This window comes from Bacillus silvicola (genome assembly GCF_050524305.1).
GTDB lineage: Bacteria > Bacillota > Bacilli > Bacillales > Bacillaceae_G > Bacillus_A > Bacillus_A cereus_AT.
Genome location: NZ_JBNGVC010000017.1, coordinates 71,725 through 90,836, shown reverse-complemented (window position 1 = coordinate 90,836; position 19,112 = coordinate 71,725). Strand labels below are relative to the sequence as shown.

Below are 19,112 nucleotides of genomic sequence, written 5' to 3'. Positions count from 1 at the left end.
GTGACTGTTCGGCAGGCAAAACCTAAATTATGGTGAAACCAGATTTTGAAATACTGGATTCTAATTAATTTAGGTTTTTTTATACTCTAAAGTATGTAGCTGCTGCTGAGCAATCAATATCTAAAAACCTAATAAGGTGATGATATATGCTCATAAAAAAAGTTTTTAATAATAATGTTGCTTTGGTAAACCGAACTGGAACAGAAATGATTGTCATGGGTAAAGGAATCGCTTTTCAAAAAAAAGTAGGTGAATATATTGATGAATCCATAGTGGATAAAGTATTTGTGCTAGAGAAGGAAAGTCAAGTATCGAATAAATTATTACAATTAATTAATGAGATTCCTACGGAACACTTCGAGCTTACTACCCAAATTGTGGAATATATAAAAAAGCAAATTTCTAACTCAATTAGTGATAATATTTATCTTACCTTAACTGATCATATTAACTTCGCAATTAATCGATTTCAACAAGGTCAAATTATTAGGAATCCTTTATTTTGGGAAATAAAAAAGTTTTATCCAGAAGAGTATAATGTTAGTTTAACAGCTCTTACAATAATTAAAGAACATACTGGATTTGAACTACCAGAAGAAGAAGCTGGTTCCATTGCCTTACATGTAATTAATGCACAACAAGATAATATAGTAATGGAAGAAACTATTATGGTAACAAAAATAGTAGGAGAAATTTTAAAAATTGTAAACTACCATTTTGGAATCAAATTAGATGAAAAATCTCTGAACTATAATCGTTTTGTTACACATTTAAGGTATTTTGCTTATCGTCTTTCTCGTAATGAACAAATAGTAGAAGAAGATAGCTTATTATATCAACAAGTTAAGGAAAGTTATCCGGAAGCTTACGGTTGTGCAAAGAAGATAATGGCACTTTTAAAATCTAACTACAATCAAAAGCTTACAAAAAATGAGATTACTTATTTTGTTATTCATATAAATCGTGTTACTCAAAGAAAATTAAATCATAATGATTAATTTACAGGATTGTGACTGTTTGGCAGGCAAAACCTGAGTTGAAACTATGTATATACATAGTTTCAACTCAGGTTTTTTATATTTCTGATGATACATTTTATAGCATTGATCCTTAACTAATCAAAAATTAAGAAATTCTCTTAGAAGAAACCTTTTGTTTCTCCAATTTCCTTTTTTTGTGTCCAAGGGATTAAGATTTTGAGTACAAATCTCTAAGGAAATTCAGGATATCTTGATATATATAATAATTTTTAATAATAAAGGAGTGTGTAGAATGAAATATGAAAAATTATCAAAAAAGATTATACAAGGAATCGGAGGAAAGGAGAATGTCAAAAGCGTTGTCCATTGCGCTACGCGTCTTCGCTTCCAACTAAATAATAAAACGCTTTTAGACAAAGAAAAGTTAGAACATTTAGAAGGGGTACTGAGTGTTGTTGAGAGTACAGGACAAATTCAAATTGTAATTGGTTCAAATGTTGCAGATGTGTACAATGATTTAGTTCAAGTAGGAAACTTTAATAGTGGATCTGTTCAATCAAATAATCAACCAAAAGAAAAGGTAAAGCTCACAGCAATGATTTTCGAATTAATCTCTGGTACGTTTACACCACTCTTAGCACCACTTGCTGGAGCTGGGATGTTAAAGGCGATATTAGCAGTATTAGTTATGTTTGGTGTTCTTTCTGAAAAAAGTGGTACGTATGGAATCCTAGCAGCAGCAGGAAATGCTATTTTATACTTTTTACCTGTTATGATTGGTATTACTCTTGCTATTAAACTTGGTGCTAATGGATATATGGGTGGAATTATTGGAGCTTCATTATTAGAACCGAATTTTACTAGTCTAATGAGCAGTGGAGATACAACTTCATTCTTGGGAATTCCTGTCCTATTAATGGATTATTCTTCAAGTATCGTTCCATCCTTTATTGCTGTACTTATTTATGCACAATTGGAGAAGTTCCTAAAAAAAGTTATCCATAAAGATTTACAATTATTTCTTTCTCCAATGATTTCATTGATTATTATAGTTCCATTAACAGTACTAGCGTTTGGGCCATTCGGAATTTATGTAGGAAAAATGATTACCTCTAGTATTAACTTTTTAAGCGAACACAGTGGATTACTGACTGGTGCAGTGATTGGAGGTACAATGATTATTTTAGTTGTCTTTGGACTTCATTGGGCACTCATTCCAATGAGTATCGAAAACTTAACGAATGGTGGAGATCCAATAGATCCAATGTGGGCAGCAAGTACATTTGCACAAATGGGAATCGCTTTAGGGATTTTCCTGAAAACGAAAGACAAAAAACTAAAATCTCTAGCAGGATCTACTACAATTACTGGTTTACTTTCAGGTGTAACAGAACCAATTATTTATGGCTTAATTTTAACTCATAAACGTACCCTAGCTTACGTCATTATTGTTGGTGCTATCGGAGGCGCATTTATTGGGTCATTTAAAGCCGAAGCGAAAGCGTTTATGCTGCATAGTATTTTTACACTAGGTGGTTCTACCACTCCATGGTTACCTTACTTTTTAATGATCCTACTTACAGTTGGTGGAGCTACACTGCTTACTTATTTCTTTGGATATGAAGATAAACCTTCAAAACAGAAGGGAAAGATGGAAGGGGAACCTAAGCAGTTGAGTAATCCTAATAACACGAAAAAAGTATTAAACAAACAAATAATTAACAGCCCATTATCTGGACAAGTCATCCCATTATCACAAGTAAACGATCAAGTATTTTCATCCGAAGCAATGGGTAAAGGTATAGCCATTGATCCTAATAAGGGTGAGGTGATTTCCCCAGTAAACGGGACTGTGACTACTATGTTTCCAACTGGACATGCAGTGGGAATTACCTCAGATGATGGAATCGAGATTTTAATTCATGTAGGAATTGATACAGTTCAATTAGATGGAAAGTATTACACTAAGCTTGTAGAAACAGGAGATTCAGTGTCGATGGGGCAATCTTTAATTCAATTTGAAATCGATAAAATTAAAGAAGCTGGATATGAAACAACGACACCTATTATTGTGACAAATAGCAATCAATTTCTAGATATTATTCAAACGACGAATCAATCCGTCTCAACTAATGCTAATTTATTAACAATAGTTAAATAGGGGGTATTAAATATGAAACCATTCACTAAACCGTTTCCTGAAAATTTTTTATGGGGTGGAGCAACAGCAGCGAATCAAATTGAAGGGGCTTATAAAGAAGGTGGAAAGGGTCTTTCTACAGCAGATGTACTACCAAATGGTGTCTTTAGCCCACCAAATTTCTTACTAAATGGAGATTGCCCTTATCATACTGCAATTGACTATTATCATAACTATAAACAAGATATTGCTCTCTTTGCAGAAATGGGATTTAAATGCTTCCGTATGAGTATAGCATGGACTCGAATTTTTCCAAATGGTGATGAGTCTCAACCAAGTATAGAAGGATTAGCTTTCTATGATCAAGTATTTGCCGAATTGAAAAAATACCACATTGAGCCTATCGTAACAATATCTCATTATGAAATGCCTCTCAATTTAGTGAGAAAATATGGTGGATGGCGAAATCGTAAACTTATTGATTTTTATTTAAATTTTGCCACTACTTTATTTGAACGCTATAAACACGTGAAATATTGGTTGACGTTTAATGAAATTAATTTTGTAATTCATGCTCCTTTTACTGGTGGGGGACTCGAGTTTAAAGAAGGGGATCATAAGCAAAATATACAGTATCAATCGGCTCATCATCAATTTATCGCAAGCGCTTTAGCTGTAAAAGCAGGTCATGAAACGATAAAGAATAGTAAGATAGGTTGCATGCTTGCCTATGCGCCAACTTATCCGCATACTTGTAATCCTGAAGATGTATGGAAAGCCATGATGTTAGATCGTGAAACAGTATTCTTTACTGATGTTCAAGTTCGAGGGTATTATCCGTCATATACTGAAAAATATTTCGCTGAAAATCAAATACAAATCACAATGGAACCTGGTGATGAGGAAATTCTCTCATCCCATAAAGTAGATTACCTAGGTTTTAGCTACTATAATAGCGGTACGGCATCTGCTTCTCCTGATAAACATGAAACTTCTGCCGGTAACTTACAGGTTGGTGGTGTTAAAAACCCATACCTAAAGGTCTCAGATTGGGGATGGGAAATTGATCCAAAAGGTTTACGCATAGCCTTGAATTTGTTATATGATCGATACCAAATACCTCTATTCATTGTTGAAAATGGTTTTGGAGCAGTAGATGTACTAAATACAGAGGGTACAGTACATGATGATTATCGAATCAATTATTTGAAATCTCATATTACAGAAATGAAAGAGGCCATCGCTGATGGAGTCGATTTATTAGGTTATACTACATGGGGACCAATTGATTTAGTAAGTGCATCAACAGCAGAAATGAAAAAGCGTTATGGATTCATCTATGTAGATAAGGATAATGATGGAAATGGGACCCTAAAACGTTATAGAAAAAAAAGCTTTGCATGGTATAAAAATGTTATTGCCTCTAATGGTGATAATTTGGATTCATTTTGAAATTAAATTTTAACACATTATCCGAAAAAATTCTTTTTCTTAAGCGTGTACAGGGGGATAGCCCAACGATAGGTGGGAGAAATCTTTCGGTTTGGTGCAGCCAAAAGATTTCTGATAAACTAGAAACGGTTCTGTTGTAAAGTTTCTTAACACATAAAACGATGAGGAAATTACAATTGAATTTTATACGACGAAAAGACGAGGTCTGATTGAAGACTTCGTCTTTGTTTATTCCTCCCGAAATACATCTTTTCATATTGTATTTTGTACATCGCGAAATCTATGAGGACCTTTCAGTGTATTGTTTGCAACTAGATAAGACGTGCGATGTCAAAATCATCCTTTAATAATCTTATATTCTATATATTTTACATTAAGTCGTGTATAAATTACTTAGCGGTCATTTTTTATCATTTTAGCCAAGAAGACTCCTTCCTCAAGGAACGCTTAGTGAGTAGGTCGGAGATGCATTGGCTTCGGACAAGGGATGGCAGGAAGCCATCTTAATTGTTCGACATACATAAACTGTTACTTTACTACCTATCGAATGTACGTTTGTTGTACAATAGAAGCATACCGAAATGGAGGTGAAATGAATGATGATTAATAAAGCATATAAATTTCGTATCTATCCAAATAAAGCACAAGCAACCCTAATCAATAAAACGATTGGCTGTTCTCGTTTTGTATTCAATCATTTCCTATCTCTATGGGATAATGCATACAAAGAAACAGGGAAAGGTTTGACATATGGTACATGCTCTGCCAAACTCCCTGCCATGAAGAAAGAGTTTGTTTGGCTAAAAGAAGTGGATAGTATCGCGATTCAGTCGTCTGTTCGCAACCTTGCGGATGCTTATACACGCCTTTTCAAAAAACAAAACAATGCCCCGCGTTTCAAATCTAAGAAGAACAACGTACAATCTTATACCACAAAACAAACAAATGAAAACATTGCCGTTGTAGGAAACAAAATAAAATTGCCAAAACTAGGTCTTGTTCGATTTGCCAAAAGTCGTGAAGTAACAGGACGTATTTTAAATGCTACAGTTAGACGGAACCCTTCTGGCAGATACTTTGTGTCATTGTTAGTTGAAACAGAAGTGCGAGAACTTCCGAAAACAAACTCTTATATTGGAATGGATGTGGGACTAAAAGATTTCGCCATTTTGTCAGATGGAACAACCTATAAAAATCCGAAGTTTTTTCGATCATTAGAAGAGAAGTTGGCAAAAGCACAGCGTGTTCTTTCTAGAAGAATGAAAGGATCTTCTCGCTGGAATAAACAACGAGTAAAAGTAGCTAGAATTCATGAATACATGACGAATGCTAGAAAAGATTACTTGGACAAAATCTCGACTGAAATCATCAAAAACCACGATGTTATCGGTATAGAGGATTTGCAAGTATCGAATATGTTAAAGAATCAAAAGTTAGCAAAAGCAATTAGTGAGGTATCATGGTCTCAGTTTCGAACTATGTTGGAATATAAGGCAAAATGGTACGGTAAACAAGTCATTGTTGTATCGAAAACATTTGCTTCAAGCCAATTATGTTCTTGTTGTGGATATCAAAACAAAGACGTTAAAAATCTAAATCTACGTAAATGGGACTGCCCTTCTTGTCATACACACCATGATAGAGATATTAACGCAAGTATCAATCTAAAGAATGAAGCGATAAGGCTTCTAACCGCAAGGACTGTGGAGATAGCCTAATCAATTAGAGTTCGATAGAACTCTTTACTTAGGAATCCCCCTCTTCTAAACGAAGTGAAAGTGGGGGTAGTTCAAACAAATAAGTTTCTAAACTAAAAATTGAGAATGTTCTGCACAAACATTCTCAATTTTTCAGTTATTTGTGATGCAAATCTATTTTACATGTAAAGGTTGTGTTTACAAATCAATTAATGAAAGTAAGGTTTGTATCACTTCTTTCCCCGCGGGGAAGGGAGGAAGGCAGAATACACATGGGGATTTTTTCTCTCATACTACAAGTTTTTCATCCTCGCCATATAAAATATGTGGAACCATCCGATTATTCCTATATAAACTATACATTTATAAAATTTTACAAATATATAAAAATATGAAAATTATACAATGTATTCGAAACATATACTAATTGGGGAGTGGATGATTTTGAAACGAATCTTTGGTGTACTTTCAACGAGTCTATTAGCTGGTGTCATGGTATTTGGTGTATCCAACATCGAGGCAAAAGCTGCAGAAACGACAGATAAACCCTACAAAGTGGTGGAACCTGGGTTTAATGGAGAACTAACGCCAATTGGATTTGATACAAAAACAGATTTCGAGAATCATATTAAAACGCACCCTGTTCCAAAGAATAGCACTATTAAACCGCTAGCAGCAATTTACTCTACTTTCTATCATGATATTAATGCAAGTGGACCAAACTTCACTGTAAACGCAAGTAGAAACCCAGTTGTGGTTACAAACTTCGCAGGATGGAGTAACGATGCTGTATCGAGTGTGCGTACGCATTCGTATGGCGATCACACATTTATTTATGAACATGCAAATGCAGAAGGACGTGCACTTGGTCTTGCGAACACAGGTGCCGTATATAATTTGACGAATTACAGTATGGGAGACGGAGCTAGAACGTGGAATGATGAAGCATCCTCAACAATTGTAAAATCGAATTAATTGTTCTACAAAAAAAGATGATCCTGAGTGTCAGGGTCATCTTTTTTATTTGTAGAATTATGTAAAAAGTTTTTGACATTTATTACTTAAGTAGATAAACTAATTATGTAAAAGGTTTTTGACAATACTAGGGGTGATGTTTATTTAAATGGAGAATGGAATTCGGATTTTACGTAAAGAGAAAAAGTTTTCCCAAGATGATTTAGCCAAATTATGTCATGTTTCAAGACAAACGATTAATGCGATAGAAAATAATAAATATGATCCTACATTGGAACTTGCTTTTAGTTTGGCGGAAAATTTGGGTGTAACAGTTGATCAATTGTTTATTTATAAAAGCTAGATGAGGAGAAAAAACAAATGAAGAATGGAATTAATATCTTATTTACTAGTTTATACATTGTGATTATGGGTTTACTTGCGTTTGAGTGGTATGAGAAGCAACAGCTATCTATCACTCCGTTATTTGTAGCTACAATCATTTTGCAATCATTATTCATGAAGAAAATTTTAAAAGGTAAAAAAGAGAACGTGCATTTTATCGATGAAATGTTTTTACATATCAGACAGAAAAGTTTATCAATATGTTGTTTTGTAATGTATGTATTAACTGTAGGTATTTTATTTATATCAGAAGGTACATGGAATTTTAACAATATGCATAACAAACCATTAATTTTTCTAGTTTTTTTATATCCTATCGTTTACCAAATTAGCCATATGTCTGTTGCAAGGCGTAATTCTTAATTTGGATTCATAAACAATAAATTTAAATGTAAAGGAAAGATTAGAATGGAAATTATTTTAGTCATTATTTTGGTTGGAATATTTAGCTTGTTTACACGTAACTTAGCAGGGGAAGGTGGAGGATTATCAAAGGGCGATGAACGTCAAAAAATAATATTCAAGGACGCTTCCATTACAAGTTGGCAAATTATCCTTTTTTATGCTTTGGTACGTCTATTGGCAATCACACCATTTATAAAGCAATTATTTGTTAATGAAAAGACATCCATCTTTTTATCTAATTCTTTTTTTACGAATGGTGGAGATATCTTAGTTGTTGGTTTATTAGGGTATGCGTTAGGAATTTTCGGTAGTTATATAAAACGTACACAAATTTGATTGAAGGGGTTCCGCCACATGCCAACAAGCTAACGTTTTGAAGTGACCCCAAAACGAAAAATTGGTCTTTTCATATATGTATCAATTATTCGTGATTCTCCAATATAATCGTATCCCCAAACTTTTTTTACGATGCTTTCTCTTGGGAGTACTCTTTTCTCATTTTGAAGTAGTAGTTGCAGAATTTCGAATTCTTTCGTTGTTAAGGAGATTTCAACTTCATTTACACATACTTTATAGGCGTCGACATCGACACGCAATTCTTTAAAGACGAAATGATTGTCTAAGCTTTTATCATTGCTTCTTCTTAGTACTGCTTCGACTCGTCTAATCAAAACATGAAAAGAGAATGGTTTTGTAATATAATCATCGATTCCAAGATCAAATCCTTTCATTATTAGATATAAAATTGCGGATGATCCATCATTCGGAACATAGTTGTATAAAAATAAAAAAACAAAAAGTAAAATCAGCACCGTATCTATATAAGTGAGCAAATGTAAATAAAAGAAACCTATATAAACCGAGTTAACATAAATCCAGAAATTAGTTCCTTATCTCTATCAGATGTGAGTTAAACGGTGAAATAAGAAAGAACCTTCAGTAGGTTCTTTTTTATAGTTGGTAAATATGTGATCAACAATAGATAGTAATTTAGATGCTTTTTATTAATTGGCTCAGTTTTCTTAGGGAAGAAATCATTTTCTCATGACTTATTACTAGATATAACCAGACATTTCATTTATTAATTTGGGTGGGTGATTTAGTTTTTTGGGTTTTCCACGCTAAAATATAAATTTTGTTTAGGGACAAAATGTTAAAGGTGTAAATTCTGAATTAACAGAAAAATTAGGTGGTAAAAATCCCATTGAATATTTTAACATGTAGTTCATTTTTCTTTGGCCATATTTTCATGTTGTTACCGAACGTTTATATGTGTCTAATGGAAAGAAATATTTTAAGTTTGTTACTATCTATTGTTTGATTAAGATGGTAACACGAAAATAAAACGTTTACAATAAAAAAATAAAGAAAAAATCTAAAAATCCGACTTTTTTCGACAAAATGATTGAGAGAGAAAAAATCTAAATTAAGTAAATCTTATATGTAGAGAGATTCTTTATCTCATAAATAACAGTTATAACATATGTAAATGTTCTATAAGTAATTAAAACGTCGAATATAAAATTATATTGTGACAATTATAAACAAAACATACTTAATAATTCATACTTAGACTAACAAATCAATTCATAATAAGTTAAATACGCTATATTTAATAGATTATAATATGGAATATTTAACTATAATATCCCATATTATATATAATTATAAATTATTTAACATATTAGTTGCGGGGAATTTTGACATAAGATATTTTAAATAGTAAGCACAGAAACATTTTAAAGAAAAAGAGCTATTTTAAAATGTACCCTAAAAACGTTTTTCCTAAAAAGTAGTAAGAATTTTAAAATTGTTTCTGTGCCTAATTAGATGAAAATAATATAATAAATTGTTTAAAAAAGATGAAAATAAGTTACTTTTACGGAGAAATTATATACACCCCACACCATTAGAATTATGAATTAAGAACAGAAAAAATAAAATGGGATGAAGAGGGGCAACCAAAACGTCAAGATAATCCACTTTGGGATGTAATAAAAAATGATTTGCAAATCGATGCAGGAGTAAATAGAACTACATTTAAGGATGTCCCACAAGAACACTGGGCATTTCATGCAATTCATGATTTAGCGAGTAAAGGAATTATTGCAGGTTATGGAAATGGGATATTTGGTATGGGTGATAATGTAACACGTGAACAAGTAGCTGCATTAATTTGCCGTACTTTGCATATTGAAAAACAAGATAGATATGAAAATCCATACAGAGACATCGATGGAAATTCAACAATGTTTCCTGAGGAAATATTAGCTTTAACGAAGCTAGGAATTTTCCAAGGAGATGATCAAGGAAACTTTAGACCGAAAGTTACATGGTTCTGGTGCGAAAACTTCAAGATAATTGCAAGTAATCTCTAGGTCTTGGACATCCTGATACTATTACTCTAAAAAAAGTGCGTGATCAGTATGGAGAAGCGAAATTTATTCAAGTGGAAACATTATCATCATGATATTCTTTTGCAAACAGTAAGATGGTACCTACGGTACAACTTGAGCTTTCGGGATTTGGTGGAAATGATGGAGGAACGGGGCTTATCCGTTGTTCATACAACGATTATGCGTTGGGTTCATCAGTATGGTCTTGAATTAGACAAAAGAATCCGTCGTCATCCCAAGTAAGCCAATGGCTCTTGGAGAGTCGATGAAACATATATCAAAGTAAAAAGTCAATGGATGTACCTGTATCGTGCTGTCGATTCGAAAGGAGATACCATCGATTTTTACCTAAGCAAAGCAAGAAACCACAGGGCTGCCAAGCGATTCTTCAAGAAAGCTTGGCAGTCTTTTCATATTTTTGAGCCTCGTGTCGTGACAGTCGATAAGAATCCAGCTTATCCTATAGCAGTTGAAGAATTGAGAAAAGAAAAAAAGATGCCATTAGGCATCCAACTAAGGCAAGTGAAATATCTCAATAACATAGTGGAACAAGATCATCGATTTATTAAAAATCGAGTTCGTTCGATGTTAGGATTGAAATCCTTTCGCACAGCTACATCCATTATTTCTGGAATAGAAGCTATGCATATGGTGAAAAAAGGGTAACTTATTTTACTGGACAAGTCTGTCCAAAATCAAGTGAAGTTCATCCATCAACTATTTGGAATTGTTGCTTAAGACTAGATTCCACTAGGAAATTTTTCGCCTCTTTATATCTTTCCTAAGTATTGGCACCAGAACCGAAAATACTGTGTAAGTATTTTTTTGAACATTTGGTGAGCAGTATCATCAATGTGATAAATCGTATATTAAGAATATAATAATGTTAAAAGCAAGTGATCGTTATCACCACTTGCTTATGAGGTCTCTAAATAATGAAAATCAAAAAACATACTAAATAGAGTGAACAGGCACCTCATAGATAATATGTACTTCAATTATTAATTCTAAACATTGAGCAATTTTCACGCGTATTGAGTAAAAAATGTGGTTATGATATTTTTGAATAATTTTACATATTGTTTTGAATAAGTTAATTTTATTTTTAATATATAATTACTATAAATAAATATTCGAGTTCAAATAACGGACATAATTTCCCCATATTCACTGCATAAAATTTTGTTAAACTCTGAAATTCAAGAGGTAAATTATTCTTTATCATTGTAGTTCTTTTTTTATACGCTACTCTAAAATGCGTGTAATTATTAGAAATATGAATATGGGAAGCGGAGGGAGAACTGTTATTAAAGATAATTTCCACTTTTATTTATATACAATAATACAGAAATGGTGGTTTTTAGTATAAAATTACAGAATATTGAAATTATTTTTGTTTGTAAATTTGCTAAAACTATTTTAAAAAAGGAGGGGGATTTAACACAGCGCAATACGTGCATTGTGTGTTAAAAATTAATATGAATAAACGACTTTATAACGTCTTAGCAACGGTCATGGTACTTCAAATAGTAAACATAAACATTCCTACTACTTCGTTTGCAGATTCAGTAGAAAATGTAGTAACGGGAACTAAAATAACGTCTTCTGATATAGAAGCGATAAAGAGTATTGAAGATGATATGAGAGATGAGGATGGAAAAGGGGATAAAATAGATGAAAATGGTGAAATACAAGGAAACTTTATTGTAAATATCCAAAAACAAACTACTTTATATGATTCTCCTAATATACAATCTACTGTTACCAGTGAAGTACCTAAACAAATAGCAACAGGAACAAAGAAGAAAGGTGACTGGTATTTTGTTCAAACAAGCTCGGGAGAAGGTTGGATATATAATAGTAATCAAACCTTTATAGAAAGAAATATCTATACTTTACCGAGTGATTCAAGAAAAATAGTAATTAATGAAAAAACAGAAGTTTATTCATCTCCATTTGATGAATTTAAAGAAAATGGTAGTTTAGAACCCCAAACACTAGATGCTATAACACAGGCAGGAGATTGGTTTCAAATACAAACTGATGGTGAGATCAAATGGATAAAGTCGCCTTCTGTAAAATTTAAAGGGTCAAAGCCTTCACTTATTAAACAAAGAGCTACTACTAGTAATATATATGGTGTACCATTTACAGAATGGATTGTTCCAAAAGGTAACGATAATATTCGTCCTGGATATGCGATGAATGCAAAGTATATTACAATTCATGAAACAGATAATGAGAGCCCAGGGGCAGGTGCAAAAAATCACGCACAATATTTATATAATCAAGCAACAGGGAATACAGATCGTGCTGCTTCATGGCATTTTACAGTGGATGATAAAGAGATTTATCAACATCTACCTTTAGATGAGAACGGGTGGCATGCAGGTGATGGAACGAATGGAACTGGAAATAGACAATCCATTGCAATTGAAATTGCTGTAAATAGTGATGGGAACTATGATAAAGCTGTGGATAACGCTCGTAAATTAACAGCATATTTGATGAGGGAGTTAGATATTACTATAGATCATGTGGTTAAACATCAAAATTGGAGCGGGAAAATTTGTCCATCAAAAATGATTAAAAGAGATGCTTGGAATGATTTCTTAGTTGGTACAAAAAACTATTATAACGCTAACAATAAAGATGATATTACCGGTGGTTGGTATGAAAAGGATATTCGTGAATTAGCATCGCAAGGGATTATGGTAGGAGATGGACAAGGTTCATATTGGCCGGATCGTCTTGTTACTCGAGCAGAATTTGCAACACTTATTACTAGATCCTTAAAGTTGCCTGAGGGTACTTCAAACTTTACGGATCTTAATACGGCAAACCCCTCATTAATAGATGGAATTAATCGTGCAGCAGCAGCTGGAATCATAAATGGTAGAGGAGATAATATTTTTGCTCCAAATGACACAATTAAGCGTGATGAAGTGGTCATTATGATTGATCGAGCGTTACAATATAAAAATATTATTGGAAAGCTAGTAGACTTGCCTTTTACTGATCAGAACTTAGCGTATGATAAACAAGCTGTACAACGTGTTTATGGACTAGGGATTGTAAAAGGAAATGAAAAAAATGAATTTATGCCCAAAGGTACAGCCACTCGCGGAGAAGCCGCTGCCTTTCTGAATAGAATGCTACATGTATTAAATAATGATAACAATAATACAATAGGTGTTGTTACCATAACTGGTTCTGGAGTAAATCTGCGCAAGGGACCCGGGACGGCTTATGAAGTAATTCGTAAACTAAATAAAAATGAATCATATTCTGTATATAAGGAACAAAATGGATGGTTAAGTATTGATGATGATCAATGGGTATATTATGACCCGAGTTATATCCTTTTTACTAAAAATAAATAGTGACTAAAAGACTCGTGTAAAACAGAAAGTATTCTTGTTAGCAAGAATGCTTTCTGCTTTTTTATATTTAAATTTCAAATATTGCGAGAGATTTATATAAGGAAATCTATAAATCATTTCATTTGTATAAATCTTGTTTGCACTAATAAGTAAATTAAATGTTGTGTGTTTATCTAATGTGAAAATAATGAGTTTAAAATTCATCCCTTTTCAAGATACAGATTATATCGAAAGTGAGAGGAAATCAAGTTGAAATTTTTGTTATCTATCAGACGTTTTTGTTTTAAATATTTTACTTTTACACCAATCTTCAATTATAAAGCGTCGGGACACGTGTAATAATAAAAAATTAATTTTATAGTTTAGAAAATTTAACGCATAAATTGTAAAGTTCGTTGTATGAATATAAATTAGTATACAGTTGTTTATATCTATGATTTGGGAATGGTATGATATCAAAAAATGAAGAAATAAGTTTTATTATTACTTGACAAGCTCAAAAATAGTGGATATGCTTTAACACGAAACGAACAAAAAATTTTAAATATTTATAACCTGTTAGGTGAGGCTCCTATACAAACACAGGCTATTGCCCAAAAATATCGAAAGATGCCAATGGGTAGAACAGGAATTGTCGGATTAAGGCTCTTCTTAAGATAGCTAAGTGATGAATGATTCATCCTTTACGTTGTATAGTGCCAAAACTCAACTAGGGGGGAATGAGCTTTATTTAGCTATGTCTTTTTTAAATCAACCTCCTTTAGTTGAATCACTAGGGGAGGTTTTTTATATGCAAAATTTTATTTGTAATAAATCTCTTAAAAAAGGGGGGAAAACTAATGATTGATGATATTGATCCCATATTTATTAAGAAATTTGTTTTCCCAGAAGTGGGAAAATGACTAAATAGTACTACTGTCCTTAAGGAGGAATTACGATGAAAAAATATTTACAACAATTATTAACGACAAAAGACATACACCTAGTGCGAGAACTTTTAAAAACTCAGTCCTATGATATTGCAATGGGAATGAAAGATTTTCATCATGAAGATCAGATATCTTTAATGAAATGTTTTCCTATTGAAAAAGGAGCGAAAATTCTTAGTTACCTTACTCCAGAGGAGCAATATAATATTTACACCAACTTGTCTGTGGATAAAGGGGAAAAGCTATTAGCTAGGCAATCCATTGATGACCTCGTTGATGTAATTCTTTCAATTCATCCACTTCAGGCTGAAAAATTGATACAACTTTTATCTGAAGAATCTCAACAAAAAATTAGAGATCTGCTGGTTTTTCAACCTGGAACAGCGGGCAGCCTGATGACAATTGACTATATCGCTGCCAGGGAAAATTGGAAAGTGAAAGATACGCTGTCGCATATTAGGAAAATTGGGGCAGGGGTAGAATCTATATCGTATATTTATGTTCTTGATACACGTGGACAGCTTAATGGAATTGTTTCTATTCGTGAATTATTGCTAGCATCAGATGATAAGACTCTATCATCAATAATGGCATCAGATGTTATTTCAGTTTCAGTAGACTTAGACCAACAAGAAGCTGTACAAAAGCTAATGGATTATGATTTATCCGCTATACCTGTAACAACGATGGAAAACCGGATGGTAGGTATTATAACCTTTGATGATGCAATGGATGTTTTCGAAGAAGAAGCAACCGAAGATATTCAAAAATTAGGAGGAAGTACCCCATTAGATAAGCCATATTTCGAAACCTCTATTTGGCATATATACCGTAAACGTATAGGTTGGTTATTACTTCTGTTTGTAGCAGAAGCATATACTGGTTCTGTACTTCGACATTATGAAGAAACTTTGACTCATGTAGTTGCACTGGCTTTCTTTATTCCATTGTTAATCGGAACTGGTGGAAATACAGGTACACAAGTTGTAACTACATTGGTGCGTGCTGTAGCTCTAAATGAGGTGAAATTTAAAGATATATTTCGTGTCATGAAAAAAGAGGCATTAGTAGGTGTTTTACTTGGGCTTACATTAGCCGTGGCAGCATTAATTCGTGCATACACTTTAGGCGTAGGTACTGAAGTCGCACAAGTTGTAGCTATTACAGGATTATTCATTGTTATTTGGTCGTCAATTGTTTCATCTGTATTACCTTTGATTCTAAATAAGTTAAAGCTGGATCCAGCTGTTATCTCGGGTCCGTTCATTACGACGTTAGTCGATGGGACGGGGTTAGTTCTGTACTTTACCATTGCAAAAATGCTATTAGGTTTATAAAAAATTTATGGGCCTTAATAACCCATTATATAGTTAAAACTAACTTCAAAAAAAATAAATAAAGCGTCTACACTATACTAGCGACAGACCACATTATATTCTAAAGTTTTGCTGCTAAAGAGTAAAGCTTATAAATAAATATTACTTTTTATGGTGAGAATAATACTATTTAAGTGCAATAGCGCTTCTAAATTTGATTAAAAATTCATGGTAGTTAAAAAAATGTAGTTTTAAAATTATATTTTGAAAAACAGGGGAATTTTATTGAATGGATAGGAGGTAAAGTTGTTGCGAATTAATAAAAAAAAATCTTTTTATAATCAGGAAGTACTAAGCAAAAATTATAAAATGCTAAGTGAGATTGCAAAATGTGATGTTGAGTCGACGCTAGCTTTTTTTAAAACAACGTCTCATGGACTTTCTCAGGAGGAAGCTACTAAGCGGCTTGGAGTATACGGAAAAAATAAAGTGGTTTATCAACAAAGAATCAAATGGTATATAACATTATTTAATTCTTTTAGAGGTCCGTTTATTTTTCTTTTAATCATACTAGGAATATTATCTTTTCTTACTAATGATAAAATAGGTACTATTATTGTAGGTATTATGGTGGCTTTAAGTGTGTTAATTCGGTTCATACAAGAAATTCGTTCTCAAAAGTCTATAGAAAAATTAAAAAATCTTGTATATGAAAAGGTAACTGTTCTCAGGGGGAAAAATGTTTCGTATAGGGAAAATAAGAGGGCGGTATTAGAAGAAAGTGAAAAGGTAAAAGTTATTCTTGAGGATCTTGTACCAGGAGATATTATAGAATTATCTGCTGGAAACATTGTACCTGCAGATGTACGAATTATCTCATCAGAAAATTTACTTGTAAATCAATCTTCTCTAACAGGGGAAGCATTACCCATTGAAAAATCAAATCAATATTTCCATATGTACAAAAAACGTAAAATTAGAAAAATCCAGAATTTAATTGAATTAGAAAATCTTTGTTTTATGGGAACACATATTATAAGTGGTACCGCAAAAGCGATAGTTGTATGTACTGGAACAGATACTTACTTTGGTTCAATAGCAAAGAATCAGTTTAAACTGAACAAGAAATCTGATTCTAGATTCGATAAAGGGGTAAGCAAAGTTAGCTGGCTATTAATTAAATTTATGATTATCATGACACCTATTGTTATGATGATACATGGAGTTATAAATGGGAATTGGTATGAGGCATTTTTATTCGCCTTAGCTGTAGCGATTGGACTTACTCCAGAGATGCTTCCAATGATTGTAACCGCTAATTTGGCTAAAGGTTCTATTAATATGAGTAAAAAGAAGGTACTTGTAAAACAATTATCTTCTATCCATAATCTCGGAGCTATGGATATTCTCTGTACCGATAAAACAGGCACATTGACAGAAGATAAAATGGACCTGGTATGCCATACAGATACTAATGGAGAGAAGTCGGATGAGGTTTTGAAATTAGCGTATTTAAATGGTTACTTTCATACAGCATATAAAAATGAAATTGATCTATCGGTTATGCGTTATGTAAGAGATAGTAGTAATTTTGATATATCTCAATACTCAAAAATAGATGAATGCCCATTTGATTTTGATCGAAGACGAGTTTCTATTGTAATAGAAAAAAATGCTAACGAACGAATATTGTTATGTAAAGGTGCTGTTAGAGAAGTTACATCATTTTGTAGTTATATAAAAGAAAATAATAAGATAATTCCTATTACAGATGACATTCAACGTAAAAATAAACACTTAATTGGACTCTGGCATGAACGGGGGATGCGTGTTGTTGCAGTTGCATATAAGGAGTTAAAGAGTGATAAAGTAGGGGGTTACTCTATTGATGATGAATCAGATATGACACTTGTTGGATATGTAGGTTTTTTAAATCCACCCAAACAATCTGCTATCGCTGCACTTCATACTCTACAAAAGAAAGGAGTACAAGTAAAAATTTTAACTGGTGATAATGAGTCCGTTACAAGAAATATATGTAGGAAAATGGGCTTGTATATAGGAGAACCAGTACTTGGTTATGAAATTGATAGTCTTCCTGATAAGGTATTAGTAAAACTTGCTAGTAATACGAGTGTGTTTGCAAAATTAAATCCTAGTCAAAAATTCCGTATTATTAAGGCACTACAAATGAATGGGAATACAGTTGGGTTTATGGGAGATGGAATTAACGATGTGTTTGCTTTAAAGCAGTCTGATGTTGGTATATCTATCCATACAGCAGATGATATTGTTAAAGAGTGTTCAGATATTATACTTATAGAAAAGAACTTATATGTATTAGAAGATGCTATTGTGGAAGGTCGTACAACGTTTGGGAATATATTGAAGTATATTAAGGTGACAGCAAGTTCAAATTTTGGAAATGTATTAAGTTTATTAATTGCTAGTGCCTTTATTCCTTTTCTTCCAATGCTACCAATTCAGATATTATGTCAGAACTTACTATATAATCTATCCCAACTTTCAATTCCATGGGATAAAGTAGACAATGAATTTTTAGTAAAACCAAGAAGTTGGGATAAGAAAGATTTATTTCGCTTTATCATTTTTATTGGGCCGGTAAGTAGTATTTTTGATATAACCATTTTTATTGTAATGTGGAATATATTTGGTGCAAATATTCCTGAAATGCAATCCTTATTTCAAACGGGTTGGTTCGTAGTAGGATTATTAACACAATTATTGATTGTGCATATGATTCGAACTCAACATATTCCTTTCCTACAAAGTACGGCTGCTAGACCTGTTTTAATACTTACAGGCTTAGTTATGATTATAGGAATTTCCCTTCCATTTACCAGGTTAAGTACTCAAATTGGCTTAACTCCACTTCCGTTGTATTATTTCCCGTGGTTATTTGGAATTTTAACAATATATGCTCTAGTTACTGAAATTATAAAGAGAATATACATCAGGAAGTTTAATCGATGGCTTTAAAACTAAAACATTTTGTTGTAGTTCATTGTACGTTGAAAAGGCGGAGTCTCTTTGG

At 32.7% G+C, this 19,112-nt stretch carries 11 protein-coding genes, 3 pseudogenes and 1 riboswitch; of the genes and pseudogenes, 13 read left to right on the top strand and 1 reads right to left on the bottom strand.

The features are described 5' to 3' along the window. Nucleotides 1–146 precede the first annotated feature (146 nt). The 8 genes from licT (at nucleotide 147) to ACP6L7_RS31870 (ending at nucleotide 8,369) form a co-directional block, all read left to right on the top strand. Nucleotides 147–998, top strand: a complete 852-nt coding sequence (gene licT, locus ACP6L7_RS31905) for a BglG family transcription antiterminator LicT (RefSeq protein ID WP_430529672.1) — start codon at nucleotides 147–149, stop codon at nucleotides 996–998. Nucleotides 999–1,272: 274 nt separating this feature from the next. Beyond that, nucleotides 1,273–3,141 carry a beta-glucoside-specific PTS transporter subunit IIABC gene (locus ACP6L7_RS31900; protein WP_430529671.1) on the top strand — a complete coding sequence of 623 codons (1,869 nt, stop codon included), beginning with the start codon at nucleotides 1,273–1,275 and terminating at the stop codon, nucleotides 3,139–3,141. 12 nt (nucleotides 3,142–3,153) lie between these two features. Further along, a complete protein-coding gene (locus tag ACP6L7_RS31895) occupies nucleotides 3,154–4,572 on the top strand; it encodes a 6-phospho-beta-glucosidase (protein WP_098361944.1) in 1,419 nt (472 codons plus the stop codon). A 596-nt stretch (nucleotides 4,573–5,168) separates the two neighbouring features. Next, nucleotides 5,169–6,290: an IS200/IS605 family element RNA-guided endonuclease TnpB gene (gene tnpB / locus ACP6L7_RS31890; RefSeq protein WP_430529670.1), complete on the top strand. Its 1,122-nt coding sequence runs from the start codon at nucleotides 5,169–5,171 to the stop codon at nucleotides 6,288–6,290. Between the two features lie 423 nt (nucleotides 6,291–6,713). Continuing rightward, nucleotides 6,714–7,244, top strand: a complete 531-nt coding sequence (locus ACP6L7_RS31885; protein ID WP_170960997.1) for a hypothetical protein — start codon at nucleotides 6,714–6,716, stop codon at nucleotides 7,242–7,244. 148 nt (nucleotides 7,245–7,392) lie between these two features. Next, nucleotides 7,393–7,587, top strand: coding sequence for a helix-turn-helix transcriptional regulator (locus tag ACP6L7_RS31880; protein WP_430529669.1), 195 nt, complete (start codon nucleotides 7,393–7,395; stop codon nucleotides 7,585–7,587). Between the two features lie 17 nt (nucleotides 7,588–7,604). Continuing rightward, on the top strand, nucleotides 7,605–7,991 hold the full coding sequence (locus tag ACP6L7_RS31875; RefSeq protein ID WP_097832286.1) for a hypothetical protein: 387 nt from the start codon (nucleotides 7,605–7,607) through the stop codon (nucleotides 7,989–7,991). A 45-nt stretch (nucleotides 7,992–8,036) separates the two neighbouring features. Next, the gene (locus tag ACP6L7_RS31870; RefSeq protein ID WP_430529668.1) at nucleotides 8,037–8,369 is read left to right on the top strand and encodes a hypothetical protein; all 333 of its coding nucleotides are present in this window, start codon (nucleotides 8,037–8,039) and stop codon (nucleotides 8,367–8,369) included. A gap of 68 nt (nucleotides 8,370–8,437) precedes the next feature. Here ACP6L7_RS31870 and ACP6L7_RS31865 read toward each other — a convergent pair. After that, nucleotides 8,438–8,764: pseudogene (locus ACP6L7_RS31865) on the bottom strand (response regulator transcription factor); the annotation flags it as partial. A gap of 1,182 nt (nucleotides 8,765–9,946) precedes the next feature. Here ACP6L7_RS31865 and ACP6L7_RS31860 point away from each other — a divergent pair. The 5 genes and pseudogenes from ACP6L7_RS31860 to mgtA form a co-directional block, all read left to right on the top strand. Further along, nucleotides 9,947–10,396, top strand: a pseudogene (locus tag ACP6L7_RS31860) (S-layer homology domain-containing protein); the annotation flags it as partial. A gap of 63 nt (nucleotides 10,397–10,459) precedes the next feature. Continuing rightward, nucleotides 10,460–11,167 (top strand): annotated as a pseudogene (locus ACP6L7_RS31855) (IS6 family transposase). Between the two features lie 740 nt (nucleotides 11,168–11,907). Beyond that, nucleotides 11,908–13,812, top strand: a complete 1,905-nt coding sequence (locus tag ACP6L7_RS31850; protein ID WP_141536831.1) for an S-layer homology domain-containing protein — start codon at nucleotides 11,908–11,910, stop codon at nucleotides 13,810–13,812. 547 nt (nucleotides 13,813–14,359) lie between these two features. After that, a riboswitch (M-box (ykoK) riboswitch) is annotated at nucleotides 14,360–14,536 on the top strand. 213 nt (nucleotides 14,537–14,749) lie between these two features. Further along, entirely contained in the window at nucleotides 14,750–16,078 is a 1,329-nt protein-coding gene (gene mgtE / locus ACP6L7_RS31845; RefSeq protein ID WP_097832289.1) for a magnesium transporter, read from the top strand. 285 nt (nucleotides 16,079–16,363) lie between these two features. Beyond that, nucleotides 16,364–19,057 carry a magnesium-translocating P-type ATPase gene (gene mgtA / locus ACP6L7_RS31840; protein ID WP_098361650.1) on the top strand — a complete coding sequence of 898 codons (2,694 nt, stop codon included), beginning with the start codon at nucleotides 16,364–16,366 and terminating at the stop codon, nucleotides 19,055–19,057. Nucleotides 19,058–19,112 lie beyond the last annotated feature (55 nt).